The following is an 18,857-nucleotide window of genomic DNA, read 5'->3' on the forward strand; positions in this document are numbered from 1 at the left end:
CCTTCCGGGTGGGCCGGTACTTAGAATGCTGTCTCATGCCGAAGCCTGACGAGCTGATCACTGGCATCGCCGCCCTCGTGGAATCGGGGCAGAGCAGCCAGATGTCCCTGACCGTGGTCACCGGCGGTGCCGTCCTCACGGGGCGCCTGGCTCCCGAAGCCGTCTGGAGACAACGGGTGTCGGAGGTGCTGACGGGTTCCGCCCAGCTGAAGGAGTTCGCCGCCATCTTCGACACCGTCGTGAAGAGGGACGGACCGCCCACACACCTGCACTTCCACGTCGCCCGGATCCTGCAGGGCACGATGGGAATCCCGGAGACGGGCGGAATGTACCGCGTCGCGATCGAGGACGTCAGCGCGTGGACCGTGGGCGACTTCAGCTACTCCGAACACTGACGTCTGCCGTCTGCCGTACGGATACGCTCAGGCGTCCGCCTTGCGGCCGGGGCCGGCGGCACCGCGGCGCAGTTCGTCGTTGATGCGCCGGGCCTCTTCGAGCTGATCCTCGAGGATGATGATGCGGCAGGCCGCCTCGATGGAGGTGCCCTGGTCGACCATCTCCCGTGCGCGGGCCGCGATGCGCAGCTGGTAGCGGGAGTAGCGGCGGTGGCCGCCCTCGGAGCGCAGGGGCGTGATGAGGCGGGCCTCACCGAGGGCACGCAGGAAGGCGGGCGTGGTGCCGAGCATCTCGGCCGCCCGCCCCATGGTGTAGGCCGGGTAGTCGTCGTCGTCGATTCGGTCGAGCGGGGTTTCTGCGGTCATCTGCACCTCTGATCGGGTAACACGTCGAGGGGCCTTGGTGCCGTACGGCACCCGTCGGCACTGGTCACGGGCCGGTGGGTCCCGGACCCGGCTTGGGTCGCCGGGTCGTACGCGGGAGGATCGTGGCGTGCGCGGGGATGAGCGGGTGCGGCTGCGGGTGGTGCTCTTCGGCGAGTTCGAGGTGTGGTGCGGTGACGCCGTCGTGGACGTCTCCGGGGGCCGGCTCCGCGGGCTGCTCGTGCGGCTGGCGCTGGCCGGGGGGCGCGCGGTCGAGGCGGGGACGCTGGTCGACGCGCTGTGGGGAGCCGAGTTGCCCGCCGACCCGGCGAACGCCCTGCAGTCGCTGGTCTCCCGGCTGCGCCGGCTGCTCGGCGGGGGCCGGACGGTGCTGCGGTCCGAGAGCGGTTACCGCCTCCGCCTCGCGCCGGACGACGTCGACGTCCTGCGGTTCGAGCGGCTCGCCGCGCACGGCCGCGACCGGCTGCGTGCCGGGGATTCCGGCGCGGCGGCGGAGGCGCTGGGCGAGGCCGTCGCGCTCTACGACGAACCGTCGGTCATCGCCGCCGTCGCTCCGGCGGTCGCGACGCGGCTGGAGGGTGCCGTCGTCGAGGCGGCCGCGGATCTGGCCGAGGCCGAGCTGGCACTCGGCCGCGCCGACGACGCCGTCGCCCGGCTGACGGCCCTCCTCGCCGAGCATCCGGCGGACGAGCGGCCGGCCGCCCTCCTGATGGACGCGCTCGCCGCGCAGGGGCGCCAGGCGGACGCGCTCGCCGTCTACGAACGCGTCCGCGAAAGCCTCGCCGACCGGCTCGGCGCGGACCCCGGCACGGCCCTGCGCGAGCGTCATGTGCGGTTGCTGCGGGCGCCGGGGGTGGTGTCTGGGGCCTCGGGGGTGGCGGGGGCGCCCAGCCCGGCCGGTGCGCCCGGTGCGCCCGGTGCGGCCCGTGCCGCCCGTGCGGCCGGTGCTGCCGTGTCCGGCGTGGCTCCCGGGGGTGTCCCCTCCCCTGCCGTCGGTAACCTTCCCTCCCCTCTGACCAGCTTCGTCGGGCGTGAGGGGGATCTCGGGCGGGTCGGTGCGCTGCTCGTTGCCGGGCGGCTGGTGACCGTCGTCGGGGCCGGTGGGGCCGGGAAGACGCGGCTCGCCGTCGAGGCGGGGCGCCGGCATCAGGGCGCGTACCGCGACGGGGTCTGGCTGGTCGACCTCGCCGCGGTCGCCGAGCCGGCCAAGGTCGGCGCGGCCGTGCTCACCGCCCTCGGGCTGCGCGGCGCCGCGCTCTTCGACGCCTCCGGGGGCCGGCTCCGCACCGACACCGGCGCCGACGAGGTGGACCTCCTCGTCGACCGGCTTGGCGGCCGGGAGAGCCTGCTCCTCGTCGACAACTGCGAACACCTGATCGACGCCGTCGCCCGGCTGCTCACGACGCTGCTGCCGCGCTGCCCCGCCCTGCGGGTGCTGGCCACCAGCCGCGAGCCGCTCGCCATCGACGGCGAGGCGCTGGTTCCGCTGGGCCCGCTGCCCCTCCCCGATGACGATGACGACGGCGACGGCGGGGGCGGGGGCGGGGGCGGTAACGGTGACGCGGGCGGACTGGATCGGGTCCGCAGCATCCCCTCGGTGCGGCTGTTCGCCGAGCGGGCCGCCGCCGTACGCCCCGGGTTCGTCGTCGACGAGCGGACCCGCGCCGACGTCGTCCGGCTGGTGCGCGGCCTGGACGGCATGCCGCTCGCCCTGGAGCTGGCGGCGGCCCGGCTGCGGACCCTGTCGCCGGCCGAGCTCGTCGCCGGGCTGTCCGACCGGTTCCGGCTGCTCGCCACGGGCAGCCGGGCCGCCTCCCCGCGCCACCGCACGCTGCGCGCGGTCATCGCCTGGAGCTGGGACCTGCTCGACGACGCCGAGCGCACGGTGGCCGAACGGATCTCCGTCCTGCCCGGCGGCGTCACGCCGGAGTCCACCGCCGCGCTCTGCGCCGGCACGTCGGTGCCCCCGGACGGCGTCCCCGAGCTGCTCGCCGCCCTGACCGACAAGTCGCTGCTCCACCGGGCGCCCGGCACCGGCCGCTACCGCATGCTCGCGACCCTGCGCGAGTACGGGACCGAGCGGCTCGCCGAGCGCGGCGACCTCCGTGCCGTACGGGATCTCGCCGCGCGGCATCTCGCCCGGCTGGTCGCGCGCGAGGAGCCGTTGCTGCGGGGGCCCGGTCAGCTCGACGCGCTGCGCGTACTGCGTGGCGAGTACGACAACGCGCTCGCCGCGCTGCGGCATCTGTGCGACAGCGGTGCCGCGGGGGCGGCCGTCGCGCTCGCGATGGATCTCTCCTGGTACTGGCACATCCTGGGGCGGCATGCGGAGGCGGCGTACTGGCAGGAGCGGGCGTTGGCCCTGCCCGTCGCCGAGGGGGGTGTGGAGGGGCCTGGTGGCTCGGATTCCGGTGTGGTCGGTTCTGGCGCGCTCGGTTCCGGTGCGGTCGGTTCCGGTGCGGTCGGTTCCGGGTTCGGTTCCGGTGCCGGTGCGTTCGGGGTGGGGTCGGTCGGTCGGGACACCGCCGAGGCCGTGCTGCTGCTCAATCGGATCAACGCCCGTTCGCCGCTCGGTGTCGAGGCGGTGGACGAGAACGAGGCCGTCCTGCGCGACCTCGCCGGCCGGCTGCTCGCGCATCCCTCGCTGTCCGGGTTCGCCGGTGTCCTCGCCGCCATCGCGCTGCACTTCCTGCGCGAGCACGAGGCCTCGCGCGCGCTGATGCGGCGTCTCGTCGACGGTCCCGACGTGTGGCTGTCCGGGCTCGCCCACATGTTCCGCGCCTCGTTCGCCGAGAACGAGGGCGATCTGGAGACGGTGCGCGTCGACGTGGCCGCCGCCCTCGACGCCTATCGGCGGGCCGGGGACCGGTGGGGGCTGGCCACCGCGCTGCCGATGCGTGCGTTGCTGCGGCAGTACGACGGTGATCTCGACGGTGCGTTGGCGGATCTGTCCGAAGCGCGGGTCCACGCGCGAGAGTTCGGCTCGCTGAGCCTGTCCGACGAGGTGTTCCTCGACGTGCGCTGGATCGATCTGCATGTGCGGCGGGGTGAGGACGCGCGGGCGCGGGCGCTGCTCGACGGGCTGCACGAGCGGGTGGTGCGGGCGGGGGTGCCGGAACTCGGCGTCGTGGTGGGCGCGTTGGAGGCCGGGTTGTGGTTGCGGTTGGGGGATGTGGAGCGGGCGGGGGTGCGGCTTGACGCGGCCGAGGCGGGGGTCTCGGTGGAGGCGGGGGGTGGTGGGGTGTCGGACGGTGGAGGGCGTGGGCGGGCGCTCGTGGGGGCCGTGCGGGCGCAGTTGTGTCTGCGGCGGGGGGATGTCGAGGGGGCGGGAGTGGCGTTGGGGCGGGCGTATGCGGCGGCGGTGGGGAGTGGGGACCTGCCGGTGCTGGCGGTGGTGGCGGTGACGGGGGCGGAGTGGGTGTCGGCGCGGGGGTTGTGTCGGGAGGCGGTGGTGTGGGTGGGGGTGGCTGCGCGGTTGCGGGGGGCGGAGGATCGGAGTGATCTTCAGGTGCGGGGGGTTGTGGGGCGGTGTCGGGCGGTGCTGGGGGAGAGTGCGTTCGGGGTGGCGTATGGGGAGGGGTGGGGGTTGGAGGGGGTCGGGGCGGTGCGGCGGGTTGATCCGGCGGGGGTGGTGGGGTGTTGAGTTTTTCGCCCCCGCCGCCCCTACCCTTCCCGTCCTGAACCTGGGGGCTCCGCCCCCAGGCCCCCCGGGGGGGGGTGGGGGAACCGGGGGGTGGGGAGGGCGCGGGAGAGCTCGGGTGGGTGGGGTCGTTCGGCGGGTGCGGGTGGGTGGGGACTTCTCGCGCAGTTCCCCGCGCCCCTTACAGGGGCGCGGTAAGTGCTCGCGCCCGCGCGGCGGAGCCGCACACCCGGCACAGCCCCGCGCCCCTTGCGGGGCGCCCCGCAGCGTGCCGTCCCTACTCCGCCCCCCGGAACACCTCCAGGTCGAATGCCTCCGCTATCGCCTCGTTGCCGGTGTCGTTGGGGTGGATGTGGTCGCCGGAGTCGTAGTCCGGGTGCAGGTGGGTGGGGGTGGAGGGGGCGCGGAGGGCCGCGTCCGTGTCGACGATCGCGTCGAACTCGCCGCCGCCGCGGATCCAGTCGTTGACCTCCTGGCGCATCCGCTCGCTCTCCTCCGTGTACACGAACGTGCCGCCGAACGGCGTCACCGTGCAGCCGATGATGCTCAGGCCGTGCAAATGTGCGCGGTCGATGAGCATGCGGTGACCGGCGATGACGTCCTGGGCCGTCGCCCGCTCGCTCTCCGGCATGCCGGGGATGAAGCCGAAGCCGATGTCGTTGCCGCCCTCCGCCAGCACCACCCAGCGCACACCGGGCCGGGCCAGTACGTCGCGGTCGAAGCGGGCCAGCGCGCTCGCGCCGAGGCCGTCGGTCTCGCGCAGGACGCGGTTGCCCGCGATGCCCGCGTTGACCACCGCGCGCGGCGGCAGGTCCGGCCGGGCGGCGAGCCGGCGGGCCAGCACCGAGGGCCACGGCCGGTCCGCGCCCGGCGTGGTGCCGGCGCCGTCGGCGAGGGAGTCGCCGAGGACGACGACGGTCGCGGCGCCGGACGGCGCGAGGACGTCGATGCCGGCGAGCCACAGATAGGACGCGAACCCGGTGGCGTCCCGCAGGTCCCGCGCGTCGGTCTGGTCGCCCGGGGCGAGCCAGGCCGGGCGCAGCCCGAGGTCGTGCGTCGTGGGGGTGACGTCCTGGTCGGGGACGTGGAGGGAGACGGCCAGGTCGGTCCCCGCCGGGACGTCGTACGCGACGGGGTCGCTGTGCAGTTGCGCGCCCGTCGGCAGGACGACCTCCTCGCGTCCGCCGAAGGTGAGCCTCCGGGTGCTGTCGGCGCGGATCGCCGCGCCGCCGTCGTACCGCGCTATGCGTGCGGCGGCGATGCGTACCGGCGCGTGGCCGAAGGAGTTCGACAGCGCGACGCGTAGGGCGGTGCCGCCGGCGGTGACGCGTGCCACCATGCGGACGGTCGCCGCGCCCACCTTCACCGGCGCGGCCGAGCCCTCCTCGGCCGGCGCCTCGTCGACCGTCGCGTCGTCAATCGCCGCTTCGTCAGCCGCCGCCTCCCCGGACGGCTCGTCCGGCAGCTGTGGTCCTCCCCCGGGCTCGGCGGGGCGGGCGAGTTGCTGCGCCGTGCCCCAGGTGGCGATCCAGTTCTCCGTGTGCTTGTCGCTGCGCTCTGGCATGACCTCAACCTTTCTGTAGAGCACGGAAGTTCAGAACCAGCGTCCCAGTGCCTCGTCGAGCGACGCCTCCGAGGCGTCCGTCCACGCGACGCAGCCGTCGGGGCGGACGAGCAGCGACGGGCCCTCCTTGGTGTGCGCGTGGCGCACACCGTGCGGCAGCGGGCGCACCGAGGGCGAGACGAGCAGTCCGCCGCCCTCCTCCATCAGCACGTAGAGGTACTCCACCGTGCCGTCGGCGAGGGTGAGGAGCCGGTCGGCCGCGAGGGTGCCGACGAGCGGGTCGTCGTCGCCGAGGTCGTAGCGGATGCCGACGCCCGACAGCATCTCGCCGACGAGGCGGTTGCCCTCGGGGAGCCTGATGAGGTCGCCGACGATGGTGCGGAGCGCGTCGGTGAGCGGATCGGGGCGTACGAGCGCGACCTGCGCGCGGGTGTTCTCCAGGACGCGCGCCCCGACGGGGTGGCGCTCGGCGGTGTAGGAGTCGAGCAGTTCCTCGCGGCCCCCGACCGCCGCGGCGAGCTTCCAGCCGAGGTTGGCCGCGTCGACGAGGCCGAGGTTCAGCCCCTGGCCGCCGAAGGGCGAGTGGACGTGCGCGGCGTCGCCCGCGAGCAGGACGCGGCCCTCGCGGTAGGTGGCCGCCTGGCGCGCGTGGTCGGTCCAGCGGGTCGCCTTCTCCATCGACAGGACGCGGACGTCCGTGCCGCTGACCCGCTGGATCGCCGCCTCGACCTCGTCCGTGGTGAGGGGCGCGTCGCGGTCGGCCGGCGGGCCGTCGAACTCCGCCGTGAAGACGCGTCCCGGGATGGACGTGATCAGTCCGCGCGGGGTGCGCTGCCAGCCCGGCGTGAGCTTCTCGGGCGCGTCCAGTTCGACGGCGGCCTGGTAGCCGGTGAGCGTCGGTTCGGTGCCGGGGAACGCGAAGCCGGCGAGCTTGCGGACGGTGCTGCGGCCGCCGTCGCAGCCGACGACGTACTTCGCGCGCAGCGGGCCGGCGGTCGTTTCGACGCGTACGCCCTCGTCGTCCTGCGTGAGGTCCTCCACGGCGACGCCGCGGCGGATCTCGATGCCGAGTTCGAGCGCGCGGGCGGTCAGGATCCGTTCGAGCGCGTCCTGCGGCACCATGCGGCTGTGCCGGTCCGGGTCGCGCTGGAGGTCCTGGTCGATCACGAACAGCGCGGAGAAGTGGCCGCCCGGCCTCCGCGCCTTCCCGGGGCGGGCGCGCGCCGCCTTGGCCATCGGCAGCGTCACCTCGGCCTTGTCGAGCGCGGGCCCGAGGCCGCGCCGTTCCAGCGCCTCGGCCGCGACCGCGCCGACCGCGGCCGCCTTGATGCCGAGGTCGGGCTCGGTGAGCCGCTCCAGTACGACCGGGCGCACGCCGGCGGTCCGCAGCTCGGTCGCGAGAAAGAGCCCGACCGGCCCGGCGCCCACGACGACGACGTCGTACGTGGCGTCGGGGGTGGCGTCGGACGTGGCGTCGTACGTGGCGTCATGCGCGTCCCCGGACACCTCCCGGCCGTAGGGCTGCCCCCGCCTGTCCTGCCCCTCGTGCAGGTCCTGTCGCTCGTGCCTGCCGTGCGCTGCCGCGGAATCGCTCATGGTCCTCGTGTCTCCGTCCTGGTTCTCCCGTGCCGGGGCCGTACGGGCCCCGCCCTCGGCACCCACAGTGCCGGGGCCCCCTGGCACCGCCCGCACACGGGGCTGTCATGCACTGAGACGGCCGGTGGCACGTGCCGTCTCAGTGGCCGCACGGGCAGCTTGCGGCTCCCCCGCCACCGGGCACAGGGACACGCGGACAGACTCGGGGGCACTACCCGGGGGCGGTGCCGCCGGGGGCGCCCGGCGTACCCTGTACGCCGACGACGCCCGCGCCACCGGTCGGGCCACCACCGGTCGGTGAGCGGCGGTCCACGGCCCGGGGCGGGGCACCGAACCGGGAAGGACCGGCACAGTGATCATCTTCGGCACCAGGGGCTACCTGTACCAGCTCGCGATACTGACGCTGGTGTGCGGGCGGTGCGGTAACCCCGCCGCGCACACGCTCAGGAAGCGCGTCACGAAGTTCACGCTGTTCTTCATCCCGCTGTTCCCCGTGTCGTCGAAGTACGCGACGCAGTGCACGTTCTGCGGTGCCGAGCAGAAGATCATCAAGGAGCAGGCCGACCAGCTCCTGGCTCACGCCGCCGCCGGCCAGGCCGCCGCCCAGCAGCCGCAGCAGCCCCCGCAGCAGGCGCAGCCGCCGTACCAGCCCTGAGCACGACCGGCGGCCGGGCGGACCCGGACGCCGCGAGTCCCAGCGAGGCCGTCACCGCGAGCGAGGCCGCCGCCATGGCCGTCATCGCCGTGGCGGGGGACGTCAGTTGGGCGAGCGTGCCGGCCGCCGAGGCGCTGACGCCCTGCATCGTCAGCATGCCCGCCGAGTGCAGGCCGAGGGCATGGCCGGTGAGGGCGTCCGGGGTGAGGGACATCAGGCGTTCCTGCTGGAGCAGGCTCGCGCCGAAGCCGACCGACGCCAGCGCCGCGCACGCCGCCGCGACCGGCACCGCCGGGTGCAGCGCGAACAGCAGGTACGGGGCGGCCAGGAGAAGCAGCAGCGGTGTGACGAGACGGGCCCGGGCGGCCGGGGGCAGGAAGCGGCCCGTGACGACGTCGCCGGCGAACATCCCGCACGCCCCGCACGCGAACAGCAGACCCGCGCGGTCCGGCGCGTACGACACGTACAGCGACTCACAGCCGACGATCAGGCCGTTGGGGACCCACAGCCCCAGATAGACGAGCCGGCGCGGGCGGTCGGCGAGCAGCGTGACGTTGGCCCGCCAGGTGCGGGCGAGCGACGGGCGGCCCGTCGCCCTCGGTTCCCGGCGGGACAGTCCCGTCCGGGTGAGCAGCGCGCCCGCCGCGTACAGCGCCGCCGAGGTCAGCAGCGTCGTACGGGGTGACAGCAGGGTCACCAGGACGCCGCCCGTGGCGAAGCCCGTGATCTGGGTGAGGCCGCTCATCATGTTGAACGTCGAACGCCCCAGCAGATAGCCGCCCTTGACGTGGATCTCCGCCGGGCCCGTGGAGAGGATCTCGTTCAGCAGGCCCCAGCGGACGCCGCCGGCCAGGGACTGGACCAGGCCCTGGAGGAGGAGCAGCGCGAAGACGGCTCCCAGCGGCAGGCCCGGCACCGCCATCGCCGCCGTGGCGAGCGCGAAGCACAGCGAGACACCGGTGAGCGCGGTGCGCGGCGGCAGCCGGTCCGCGCCGGACAGCAGCGTCGACGCGCCCACCACCTGGGCGAGTTGGGGGCCGAACATGCTCACCGCGGAGAGCAGCGGCGAGGCTGTCGCGCGGTACACCAGCGTGCCGAGCGCCAGGCCGCCGATCGTGGACGCGGCGGTCTGGAGGGCGGTGGAGAGGAAGAGGGGCGTGAACTCCCGGGTGCGGAAGAGGGCGGAGTAGCCCGCGGAGTGGCTGCGCATGTCCGGCAGTGTGGGGAGGGGGGCGGCGGGGTGGTTATTGTTTCGCCGTTCCGCGAAACCTCAGGGGGGAAGGGGGCGGCTGCCGTGGGCTGGTGGGAGGTGAACGCCGACACGCTCGCCGGAAGCCGGTTCGTCGTCTCGCCGCTCGCCGAGACCTTCGCCGCGCTGCGGTTGCTGCACACCGGGCAGGCCCGGCACCCGGGCGAACGGGCCTGGCTGGACGCCCGGCTGCCCGCCCACCGGCGGCGGCTGGCGGCCGACCCGGTCACCGCGCTGCTCGTCCGCGCCGGGCTCGGACCGGACTGGATCGCCGACTTCCTCACGCCCACGCCCCGGGGCGGCGAGACCTTCGAGCAGGAGGTCGCGCGGGTGCGGGACGCCCGCCCCGACGCGGCCCGGAGCCATGTCCGGCGCGCGCTGCGCGGCGCCCCGCTCCCCGCCGCCCTCGACCGCGACGACCTGCCCGTCCGTGCCGCCGCCCTGCTCACCGCCGTGTGGACCGAGGCCGTACGGCCCGACTGGGACCGGCGGCGCCGCGTGCTGGAGGCCGACGTCGCCACCCGCACGGAACAGGTCGGCCGGGGCGGCTGGGCGGCGGCGCTCGACGGGCTCGGCCCGGGCAAGCGCTGGCTCGGCGGCAACCGGCTCCAGGTCAACACGCACGCGTACCCGCCGCAGGAGATCGCGGGGGCCCGGCTCGCCTTCGTGCCGGTCACGCCGCAGCGGATCGGGTGGGTGTCGTGGGAGGAGCCGGAACGTTACGCCGTCGTCTACCCGTGCGCCGGGGCGCTGGCCGATCCCGGCGGGGCCGTCGTGCCCGAGGGGCTCGGCGCGCTCCTCGGGACCGCGCGGGCGCGGGTGCTCGTCCTGCTCGACTCCCCGCTCAGCACGAGCCAACTGGTCGCGCTGACGGGACAGGGGCTCGGCTCCGTCGGCCGTCATCTGCGGGTGCTGCGGGACGCGCGGCTGGTGGAGCGGCGGCGGGTGGGGAGGTCGGTGCTGTACGGGCGGACGGGGGCGGGGGAGGTACTGGTCGCCGCGCAGCGGGTGGGGGGCGCGTAGGGGGCGGGGCGCGTAGGGGTCCGGGTGCTCGTGGAGCGTTAGCATCCGGACATGACGACCGTAGAGAACTCCGGATCCCCCACGTCCTCCGTCCTCGATGTCGAGATCGGTGCGCTGCGAGGCGGCTCCGCCGAGCTGGCGCAGTACGCCGGGCGGGCCGTCCTCGTCGTGAACGTCGCCTCCAAGTGCGGGCTGACGCCGCAGTACGAGGGGCTCGAGCGGTTGCAGGAGCGGTATGCCTCGCGGGGGTTCACCGTGCTGGGCGTGCCCTGCAACCAGTTCCTCGGGCAGGAGCCGGGGAGTGCGGAGGAGATCGCGGAGTTCTGCTCGGCGACGTACGGGGTGACCTTTCCGATGACCGAGAAGGTCGAGGTGAACGGGGAGGGGCGGCATCCGCTGTATGCGCGGCTGGCCGGGGTCGCGGATGCGGAGGGGTATGCCGGGGATGTGCGGTGGAACTTCGAGAAGTTCCTGGTGGGGAGGGACGGGGCGGTGGTCGCGCGGTTCGCTCCGCAGGTTGAGCCGGAGTCCGCGGAGGTGGTGGCCGCGGTGGAGGGGGTGCTGGGGTAGGTTTCCGCCCCCGCCGCCCCTGCCCTTCCCGTCCCTTCGAGGGGCTCCGCCCCTTGGACCCCGGGGGTGCGTGGTCGGCTGACCGCCGGTGGGGCTTCTCGCGCCCGCGCGGCGGTAGCCGCAGATCGACACAGCCCCGCGCCCCTTCAGGGGCGGCCCCTCAGGGGCGCAGCTCGTCCGGGCACGGTGTGCCCCTCGGGAGTTGGTACGGGGCGCCCAGGCGGTAGACGCCGGGCTTCGGGGCCAGGAGTTCGGTCCATTTGTCGCCGGAGGTGTCCTCCGGGGTTTCCATCAGGCAGCCGTTGACGTTGTCGAACGACTTGGGCTCGCCCTCCGCGCGGTGCTTGGACGCGTCCGTCTCCTGGGGCGGCTTGACGCCCTTGCCGTCCGCGTCGACCAGGCCCAGCCACGGCGAGTACGGGATACGGATGAGGACCCGGCCCGCGTTCTTGACCTCGATCGTCAGCTCGCCCTGGTCCGCGCGGTCCACCACGGCCGGCGGGTCGGCGAGCGGCATCGGGTCTGTCACGGCGAACAGCTGCCAGTTGGTGTCGCCCCAGATCTGCTTCAGGTACGGCATCCCGCGCTGCACGAGCTGCCGCTCCCGCTCACCGCCGTCGCCGTCCGGCTCGTCCTTGGGCAGGACGACGTAGTGGACGGCCCAGCGGCGCAGCCACTCGTGGTAGTTGGCCGAGTTGAGCGTGTCGTCGTAGAAGAGCGGGTTGCGCTCCATGTCGGCCTGGCGGTTCCAGCCGCGCGCGAGGTTGACGTACGGGGCCAGCGCGGAGGCCTCGCGGTGCGAGCGGGCCGGGACGACCTCGACGCGGCCCTTGTCGGCGTCGACCTTCTGGAGCTGGTTGACCAGCGGCGCCAGCTCGCGCGCCCAGGACGCCGCAGGGGTGGTGTGGACGACGTCGTCGACCGACTTGAACCCGATCCACGTCGCGAAGCCCACGCTGGCGATGACGATGGCGTACCACTTGCGGCTGCGCGGCACGGTGAACGGCAGCGCGGCCAGCAGCACGGCGCCGCCGAACAGCATCGCGAGCCGGGTGATGTTCGAGCCGATCTGCGAGTTGATCAGCCAGACCAGAAGAACCGAGACGCCGTACACCGCCGACGTGATCCGTACCGTCTTCCACTTCTTCGGCACCAGCACGTAGACCAGCGCCGCGTACACGAACGGCAGGATCACCGAGCCGATCGACATCGGCTGGGTGCCGGAGAAGGGGAACAGCCACGCCGACAGCGCCACCACCAGGCTCGGCGCGAGACCCAGCGCCCAGGCGCCCGGCCGGCGTTTTTGGAGGAACAGCGCGACCGCCACCAGGCCGACGAACAGCCCCGCCACCGGTGAGGCCATGGTCGCGAGCGCGGCGAGCGGGGCGGCGCACAGCGCCTTCGCCCACCGCTTGTAGCGCCAGCGGTGGGGCCAGCAGAACACCACGGCGGTCGCGCCGAGCCCGAACATCATGCCGAGGCCGAAGGTCACCCGGCCCGAGGCCGCGTTGCACAGCAGCGCGAAGACGCCCGCGAGCGCGGGGCCCAGGGGGTCGCGGACCGCGCGGCTGCGGATCAGGATCATGGTCAGCAGCCCGGCGGAGAGCGTCCCCGCGATCATCATCGTCGTACGGACGCCGAGCACGGACATCAGATACGGCGACACGACGCTGTACGACACCGGGTGCATGCCGCCGTACCAGGCGAGGTTGTACGCCGAGTCGGGGTGCCGGCCGACGAACTCGGCCCACGCGTCCTGCGCGGCGAGGTCACCACCACTGTTCGCGAACGTGAAGAACCAGACGAGGTGCAGCACCCCGGAGAGAATGGTGACCGCCAGCACGGGGCGCCGGCGGAAGACCCGGACGAGGGGCGCGAAGGCGGCGGCGAAGCGGCCGCCGCGCCGGTCCTCGGCCCCTGGGGCCGCCGGCCCGTCGGCGGGCAGCGCTATTCGCGAAGTGGGCCGGCTCCCCGGACGGGAGTCGTCGGCATGTGTCGGCTCCGCTGCGGCCACGTCAAGGCACTCCCCGTGTCCCGTCTTCCCTGATGTCCGTCGGGCCCCCGCCCGACCGCTCCCCCGGTGTTCCCCGGCGTTCCCCGGTCTCGCGACGCTAGCACGCACCACCCCCGCCGCCTGAACCGGACAGGATCCGAACAGGATCCGGACGGGACCCGGACAGCCTGCGTACAGCCCGCGCTCCTCACAAGGGGAACGTCTTCCCCGCCCCCGTCCGCACCACACGGCGGTGGCGCGGACAGGGACACGGGAGGTCGGGGAGGTCAGCTCACGCGCGTGAGCTTGTCGGTGAAGCCGGGCTCCTCGAGGTTCCGCTGGAGGCTGACCGGCACCTTCACCGCGCTGCCCGTGCCGTCGCCGACCGTGAGCGAGCCCACGGTGGCGCCGGACTTCGCGGTGTGCGGCAGGTCGTCGTCCGCGGCGAACCTCAGCTTCACCGTGAGTCCGGGCCAGCCGACCGCCTTGACGTCCTTGGTGATCACCACGGGCGTACGGCCGCCGAGACCGTCGTCGACGGCTCCGACGACGGTGCCCTTCTTCAGGATCGTCGCCGACTCCAGCGAGCCCTGCGCGGCCCGGATCAGCTTGTCGCCCGCGTCGAGCGCGCCGCTGAGGATGGTGTTGTCCTCGCCGCCCGGGCCCTGGCTCAGCACCGCGCCGACGATCGTGCGGGTCTCGCCGCCGACCTTCTTGACCGCCGCGAAGACCAGGTTGCCGCCCGCGGCCGTGGTGGTGCCGGTCTTGATGCCGACGACGCCGTTGTAGCCGACCAGACGGTTCCAGTTGCTGTGCTTGTCGCCCTTGTAGTCGGTGTACTGCATCATCGCCGCGATCTGCCGGAAGCTGTCGTTCTTCATCGCCTCCTTGGCCAGCTTGACCTGGTCCTTGGCGGTGCTGACGGTCGTCTTCTCCAGGCCCGAGGGGTCGGTGTACGTCGTGTTCGTCATGCCGAGCCGCTTGGCGGTGGTGTTCATCTTGGCGACGAACGCCTTCTCGGAGCCGGCGTCCCAGCGGGCCACCAGCCGGGCCACGTTGTTGGCCGAGGCGATGAGGAGGGCCTGCAGGGCCTCCTTCTCGGTGATGCTGTCACCGGCGTGCACCTTGACCGTCGACTCGCCGTCCGCGGTCGCCTGGTCCTCCGCCGTCTGGTCCACCTTGATCTTCTCGCCGTCGCCGCCCTTGAGCGGGTGGTCCCTGAGGATCAGGTAGGCCGTCATGACCTTGGTGACACTGGCGATCGGCACCGGCTTCTGCTCGCCGGAGGAGCCGTAGGAGCCGATGCCGAGGACGTCCAGTGCGGCCTGGCCCTCGGACGGCCAGGGCATGTCCGTCGCGCTGCCCTTGAAGGCGTAGGTCGACTGGGCGGTGAGATCCAGGGTGGGGTCGGGGAGCGGACGCAGACTCTGTGCGACCGCGAAGACGATCGCGAGCAGGACGACCAGCGGCGTCCAGATCTTGACCCGCCGCACGAGCGTGCGCACCCGGGTCTCCGGGGGCGGCGGGGTGTTGGTCAGCTCGGCGAGCAGATCCAGCGGCGGCTTCGGCGGAAGCGGCTGCTGCGTGGTGCGTTCGGGCCCGACCCGCGGGAGCGCGGCGGTCGGGGCGGGGGGCGGGACGGGGGCGGCGGCGTCCTTGGCGTCCTTGGCGTCCTTGGGGGCGGTGGTGCTCTTGGCGGCCGACGGGGGCTTCGCGTCCTTGGGGGCCGTGAGGTTCTTGGTGTCGGTCCGACCGGCGCCGGCGGTGGCGGAGGGGGTCGGGCGCGGCTTGCCGGCCTCGGGGTCGTCCAGCGACTTGAGCGGGACGAAGGTGCTCGTGCGCTCGGCCTCCGATTCGGGCGCGTCGGCCGCGGGCTCGGCGGAGCCGGACTTGTCGGCCGCTGTCGCTGCCGGCTCGGCGGTGTCGGGCTCGGCGGTGTCGGAGTCCTTGGGTCTGCGCAGGGTGGTGGTCTTGGTGTCCTTCGGGGGCGCCTTGTCGGCGCCGTCGCCGTCGCCGTCTCCATCGCCGCGCTTCAGCGTGGTGGTGGGACGGTCCACGGCGGGCCGCGGCACCTTGAAGACGGCGGTCGCCTGATCGACGGCGGGACGGGGCTCGGGGTCGCTCCCGGACTTGGTCTCGGGCTTGGACTGGATCTCCGGCTCGGGCTCGGGCTTGGCCTCGGAGGCCTCGCGGTCGCCGTCGGCGTCGTCGTCGGCGTCGTCGTCGGACGCTTCGGCGGCGTCAGCGGCGTCCGCCCCGGCCTCCCCGCCCTCGTCGCCCGAGCCACCCGAGTCGCCCGAGCCACCCGAGTCGCCCGAGCCACCCGAGTCGCCCGAGCCACCCGAGTCGCCGGAGCCACCCGAGTCGCCGGAGCCGTCCGCGCCGTCCCCGTCGTCCTCCCGGTCCGCGCTCCGCACCCACGACGCCACCGCGGCCTTGAGGTCCTCCTCGTCGGCCCCCGCGGGCTTCCCGGCCCCGCCGGGCGCCTCCGGGCCGCCGAAGGCCCCCTCGGCGGCGTCGGCGGCGTCCGGGCCCTCCTCCGCGCCGTCCTCCGCTTCCGCCTCCGCCCCGGAGGGCCGTACGGCCTCCTTGAGCGCGCGTGTCGAGAACACCGCCGTCGCCTGGTCGACCCGTACCCGCTCGCGGGCCACCGTCAGCCGGGGGTCGGCCGGTGCCGGGGCCGTCCCGCTCTCCGACGGGCGGGCCGGGCCCGGAACCGCCGACCCACTCCCCGACGTCGGCTCCTTCGACGACTCCTGCTGCTTCGACCTGTCGGGGGACTCGCCCGCCACCGATGCCTCCTCCATCGCGCACACTCACCCGTGCGCCCTGACCCGAACCGTGAACCGCCGCCCGGACACCGCTGTCCGAACCATGTACCAGTGTCCTGTGTGGGGGCTCGCCCCCCGGTGTAGATGGAAACGACATACCTGCTGGTTCCACTACGAACCGGTCACGCACCCTCGACAGACCAATGTGAGAGGGGTCACCCTGTCATTCATCCACGCGGGGAGGCATGGATGGGCAGGAGCCGCAGAACACTTCCGGAGGAGCTTCTGTTGCTCGCACTGGACCCGGCCACGGGTACCACTGCGCAGCCGCAGTCGCTCGACCTGGGTCTGGCCGGAGCACAGCTAGTGGAGCTGGCGCTGGCCGGACGGATAGCCCCGGACGGGGATCGTATCGCCGTGGTGGTACCACGGCCGACAGGAGATCCGACTCTGGACTGCGCGTTGGAGTTGCTGCGAAGGCGCGGCGCTCCGGTGCGTGCGGTCCACTGGATCGGCGGGCCCCGGCTGGGGCTGCGTCAGACGTATCTCTCGCACCTGGAGCGGTGCGGCATGGTGCATGCCGTGGCGGGCCAGATGTGCGGGGTGCTGCCGACGACGCGCTACCAGGCGACGGACAACGCGATCAGCCGGGAGATCAGGGCCCGGCTGGACTCCGCGATCCGCACCGGCGTGCCGCCGGACCCGCGGACCGCGGCGCTCGCCGCGCTGGCCCACGCGGTCGGTCTCGGCAAGCACCTGTACCCGGGCAACGAGGGACGCTCGTCCCGTTCCCGGCTGCGGGACCTGATCCGGCACGACCCGATGGGCGGACTCGTGGCGCACGCCGTGATGGACGTCCAGAACGGGGCGGCCGGGCAGCCGCGCCGGGGTCCGGCGAACGGCCGGCCGGCCGGTGGCCCCGCCGGTCCCGAGCCCGCACGCGGGGTGCCGATGCAGCCGCACCGGGGCTCCAGCCCCATGGCACGCGTCGTGGCGCACTGACACGCGCCACACCACCGCCGCACCGCAGTCCCCACGACCCGTTCCGGGAGCCGCAGGCCCGCGCGGGGCGGTGGAGCCGTACACCCCTGGACGCACCCCGCGTCCGGGAGCCGTCACGGCCCCACCGCCCCCGCGCGGGCACGTCCACCCGGCCCCGTACGGCGTCCCGGACCCCGGGGATCCCACGGGTTCCCACCCGGGCGTGTGCGGTCCCGAACTGGCGTGTACGTGCCGCATATCCACCGTTTCCCAGCGGTAGTAAGCACCTTGGTGGCAATCTGCTCAACAGCAGATACGCATAGTCAGCCTTGCAGGCAGCCGGAGGTGCACGTCCCGTGGCGTCCAATGTCAATCCCACCGTCCGGCGCCGCCGGCTGGGCCAGGAGCTGCGCCGGCTCCGCGAGTTGAAGGGCATGACGGCCGAGGAAGTGGCCGAGCGGCTGCTGGTCTCGCAGTCGAAGATCAGCCGTCTGGAGAACGGACGGCGCAGCATCAGCCAGCGCGACGTACGGGATCTGTGCGGGGTGTACGAGGTCGAGGACGTGAGGATCGTCGACTCGCTGATGCAGATGGCCAAGGACTCGCGCCAGCAGGGCTGGTGGCACTCCTTCGGCGACATCCCGTACAGCGTGTACATCGGTCTGGAGACGGACGCGGCCTCGCTGCGCATCTACGACCCCCAGGTCGTCCCCGGCCTGTTGCAGACGCGCCCGTACGCCGAGGCGCTGATCGCGGGCGCGCTGCCCGAGACCGCGCAGGCGGACATCGACAAACGGGTGCAGGTGCGGATGCGCAGGCAGGACCGCATCTCCGCGCCGGAGAACCCGCTGCGGCTGTGGACGGTGTTGGACGAGGCCGCGCTGCACCGGGTGGTCGGCAGCCGGCTGGTGATGCGGGAGCAGTTGGAGCACCTCATCGAGCAGTCCCAGCTGCCGCACGTCACCGTGCAGGTGATCCCGTTCGAGATGGGCGCCCACCCCGGGCTCAACGGGCAGTACGCGATCCTGGAGTTCCCGGACGCGGCCGACTCCAGCGTCGTCTACATCGAGGGTGTCACGAGCGACCTGTATCTGGAGAAGGCCGCGGACGTGCAGAAGTACAGCGTGATGTACGAGCACCTGCGGGCGCAGGCGCTGAACGTGGAGCAGTCCCGCGAGGTCATCTCGCGCCTCGCCAAGGAGTACGCGCGGGAGTACCGGGGCTGAGGGGGGCCGGGGGCCGTCGGGCGCGGGCCGTCGGGCACGGGCCGTCGAGCGCGGGCCGTCGAGCGCGGCCGCGAGGAAAGGCCGGACGGTACACCTTGGGTGGTTCCGGCGGAAGTCCCTCTGGAATATGCCACCCGGTCGAGTGAATGCTCACTCCGCCCGCCGATCGTGACGAGTAGCGTCGATCACGCCAATGGAGCAGCAATGTTGGCGCGAACCGTGCCGTGGGTCCGCGAGGCGGGTCCGCGGCGCGGAGACAGCACATCACGACCGGCCGAACAGCACTAGCGGAGCGAACATGGCAATTCAGCAGGGCGCCACCGAGACCTGGACCAAGTCCTCGTACTCCACGGGAAACGGCGCGTGCGTCGAGGTCAAGTCCCCGGTTCCGGCGGCGATGGCCGTCCGGGACTCCAAGGTCCCCCAGGGTCCCGCCCTGGCCTTCCCGGCGGACGCGTGGAACGCCTTCGTGACGGAGGTGGGCCGGCGCACGCCGGACATGGGCTGAGCGCGCGTCACCGTAGTCACGACACACGCACCACCCTTTTCACGCACCACCGCTGACGCCCTCTCGACTGGCCGCCGTCCCAGCCGAGGGGGCTTTTCCCTGCCCGCCAAACGTCTGTTTCAGGACAACAGCGATCTGCGATCGATTCATGTAGACGGAGATTGTTCATGTAGCAGAACCATTTTACCGCGACTTGACCTTCCACTCGCTTGCCGCCCACCGGGCCCCGAACCCAGGATGAGCGGGCACTTCGCGGCCTTCCGCGGTCTCCAGCGGCTACTTCCGGTTCTGTCGACCCATGG

General features: G+C 73.5%; 14 protein-coding genes. 8 read left to right on the forward strand and 6 right to left on the reverse strand.

Annotated features, from left to right (window positions below; genetic code table 11):
• The first annotated feature begins 35 nt into the window (after nt 1–35).
• Entirely contained in the window at nt 36–395 is a 360-nt protein-coding gene (locus tag OIE12_RS14250) for a hypothetical protein (RefSeq protein WP_329135324.1), read from the forward strand.
• 27 nt (nt 396–422) lie between these two features.
• Here OIE12_RS14250 and OIE12_RS14255 read toward each other — a convergent pair whose 3' ends face one another.
• Nucleotides 423–761: a MerR family transcriptional regulator gene (locus OIE12_RS14255; protein ID WP_329135326.1), complete on the reverse strand. Its 339-nt coding sequence runs from the start codon at nt 759–761 to the stop codon at nt 423–425.
• Nucleotides 762–888: 127 nt separating this feature from the next.
• Here OIE12_RS14255 and OIE12_RS14260 point away from each other — a divergent pair, with 127 nt between their 5' ends.
• Nucleotides 889–4,422, forward strand: a complete 3,534-nt coding sequence (locus tag OIE12_RS14260) for an AfsR/SARP family transcriptional regulator (protein ID WP_329135328.1) — start codon at nt 889–891, stop codon at nt 4,420–4,422.
• 274 nt (nt 4,423–4,696) lie between these two features.
• Here OIE12_RS14260 and OIE12_RS14265 read toward each other — a convergent pair whose 3' ends face one another.
• Both OIE12_RS14265 and OIE12_RS14270 read right to left on the reverse strand, forming a co-directional pair.
• Entirely contained in the window at nt 4,697–5,983 is a 1,287-nt protein-coding gene (locus tag OIE12_RS14265) for an SGNH/GDSL hydrolase family protein (protein ID WP_329135330.1), read from the reverse strand.
• A 30-nt stretch (nt 5,984–6,013) separates the two neighbouring features.
• Nucleotides 6,014–7,579: an FAD-dependent monooxygenase gene (locus OIE12_RS14270; protein ID WP_329135332.1), complete on the reverse strand. Its 1,566-nt coding sequence runs from the start codon at nt 7,577–7,579 to the stop codon at nt 6,014–6,016.
• Nucleotides 7,580–7,931: 352 nt separating this feature from the next.
• On the opposite strand from OIE12_RS14270, the gene OIE12_RS14275 reads away from it, so the two are divergent.
• A complete protein-coding gene (locus OIE12_RS14275; RefSeq protein WP_329135334.1) occupies nt 7,932–8,234 on the forward strand; it encodes a zinc-ribbon domain-containing protein in 303 nt (100 codons plus the stop codon).
• On the opposite strand, the gene OIE12_RS14280 is transcribed toward OIE12_RS14275, so the two are convergent.
• Entirely contained in the window at nt 8,128–9,444 is a 1,317-nt protein-coding gene (locus OIE12_RS14280; protein ID WP_329135336.1) for an MFS transporter, read from the reverse strand. The two genes, OIE12_RS14275 and OIE12_RS14280, sit on opposite strands and share 107 nt — an antisense overlap.
• Nucleotides 9,445–9,528: 84 nt before the next feature.
• On the opposite strand from OIE12_RS14280, the gene OIE12_RS14285 reads away from it, so the two are divergent.
• On the forward strand, nt 9,529–10,506 hold the full coding sequence (locus tag OIE12_RS14285; protein ID WP_329135338.1) for an ArsR/SmtB family transcription factor: 978 nt from the start codon (nt 9,529–9,531) through the stop codon (nt 10,504–10,506).
• A 51-nt stretch (nt 10,507–10,557) separates the two neighbouring features.
• Nucleotides 10,558–11,076: a glutathione peroxidase gene (locus OIE12_RS14290; protein ID WP_329135340.1), complete on the forward strand. Its 519-nt coding sequence runs from the start codon at nt 10,558–10,560 to the stop codon at nt 11,074–11,076.
• 160 nt (nt 11,077–11,236) lie between these two features.
• Here the strand turns inward: OIE12_RS14290 and OIE12_RS14295 are convergent, their stop codons facing one another.
• Complete coding sequence (locus tag OIE12_RS14295; protein ID WP_329135342.1) at nt 11,237–13,090, reverse strand: MFS transporter; 1,854 nt, start codon at nt 13,088–13,090, stop codon at nt 11,237–11,239.
• 266 nt (nt 13,091–13,356) lie between these two features.
• Nucleotides 13,357–15,861: a D-alanyl-D-alanine carboxypeptidase gene (locus OIE12_RS14300; protein ID WP_329135344.1), complete on the reverse strand. Its 2,505-nt coding sequence runs from the start codon at nt 15,859–15,861 to the stop codon at nt 13,357–13,359.
• A 228-nt stretch (nt 15,862–16,089) separates the two neighbouring features.
• Here OIE12_RS14300 and OIE12_RS14305 point away from each other — a divergent pair, with 228 nt between their 5' ends.
• The 3 genes from OIE12_RS14305 to OIE12_RS14315 all read left to right on the forward strand — a co-directional run bounded on the left by OIE12_RS14305 (nt 16,090) and on the right by OIE12_RS14315 (nt 18,555).
• Nucleotides 16,090–16,842: a GOLPH3/VPS74 family protein gene (locus tag OIE12_RS14305; RefSeq protein ID WP_329135346.1), complete on the forward strand. Its 753-nt coding sequence runs from the start codon at nt 16,090–16,092 to the stop codon at nt 16,840–16,842.
• A 335-nt stretch (nt 16,843–17,177) separates the two neighbouring features.
• The gene (locus OIE12_RS14310; protein ID WP_030380402.1) at nt 17,178–18,047 is read left to right on the forward strand and encodes a helix-turn-helix domain-containing protein; all 870 of its coding nucleotides are present in this window, start codon (nt 17,178–17,180) and stop codon (nt 18,045–18,047) included.
• 298 nt (nt 18,048–18,345) lie between these two features.
• Nucleotides 18,346–18,555 (forward strand): DUF397 domain-containing protein, encoded by a 210-nt coding sequence (locus OIE12_RS14315; protein WP_030380401.1) that lies wholly within the window; start codon nt 18,346–18,348, stop codon nt 18,553–18,555.
• The last annotated feature ends 302 nt before the right edge of the window (nt 18,556–18,857 follow it).

This window comes from Streptomyces sp. NBC_00670, assembly GCF_036226765.1.
Classification (GTDB): domain Bacteria; phylum Actinomycetota; class Actinomycetes; order Streptomycetales; family Streptomycetaceae; genus Streptomyces.

Bases quoted from the DNA above. Each gene is read 5' to 3' on its own strand.
- OIE12_RS14250 (WP_329135324.1), top strand. From the start codon at position 36: ATGCCGAAGCCTGACGAGCTGATCACTGGCATCGCCGCCCTCGTGGAA.
- OIE12_RS14255 (WP_329135326.1), bottom strand. From the start codon at position 761: ATGACCGCAGAAACCCCGCTCGACCGAATCGACGACGACGACTACCCG.
- OIE12_RS14265 (WP_329135330.1), bottom strand. From the start codon at position 5,983: ATGCCAGAGCGCAGCGACAAGCACACGGAGAACTGGATCGCCACCTGG.
- OIE12_RS14270 (WP_329135332.1), bottom strand. From the start codon at position 7,579: ATGAGCGATTCCGCGGCAGCGCACGGCAGGCACGAGCGACAGGACCTG.
- OIE12_RS14280 (WP_329135336.1), bottom strand. From the start codon at position 9,444: ATGCGCAGCCACTCCGCGGGCTACTCCGCCCTCTTCCGCACCCGGGAG.
- OIE12_RS14290 (WP_329135340.1), top strand. From the start codon at position 10,558: ATGACGACCGTAGAGAACTCCGGATCCCCCACGTCCTCCGTCCTCGAT.
- OIE12_RS14305 (WP_329135346.1), top strand. From the start codon at position 16,090: ATGGGCAGGAGCCGCAGAACACTTCCGGAGGAGCTTCTGTTGCTCGCA.
- OIE12_RS14315 (WP_030380401.1), top strand. From the start codon at position 18,346: ATGGCAATTCAGCAGGGCGCCACCGAGACCTGGACCAAGTCCTCGTAC.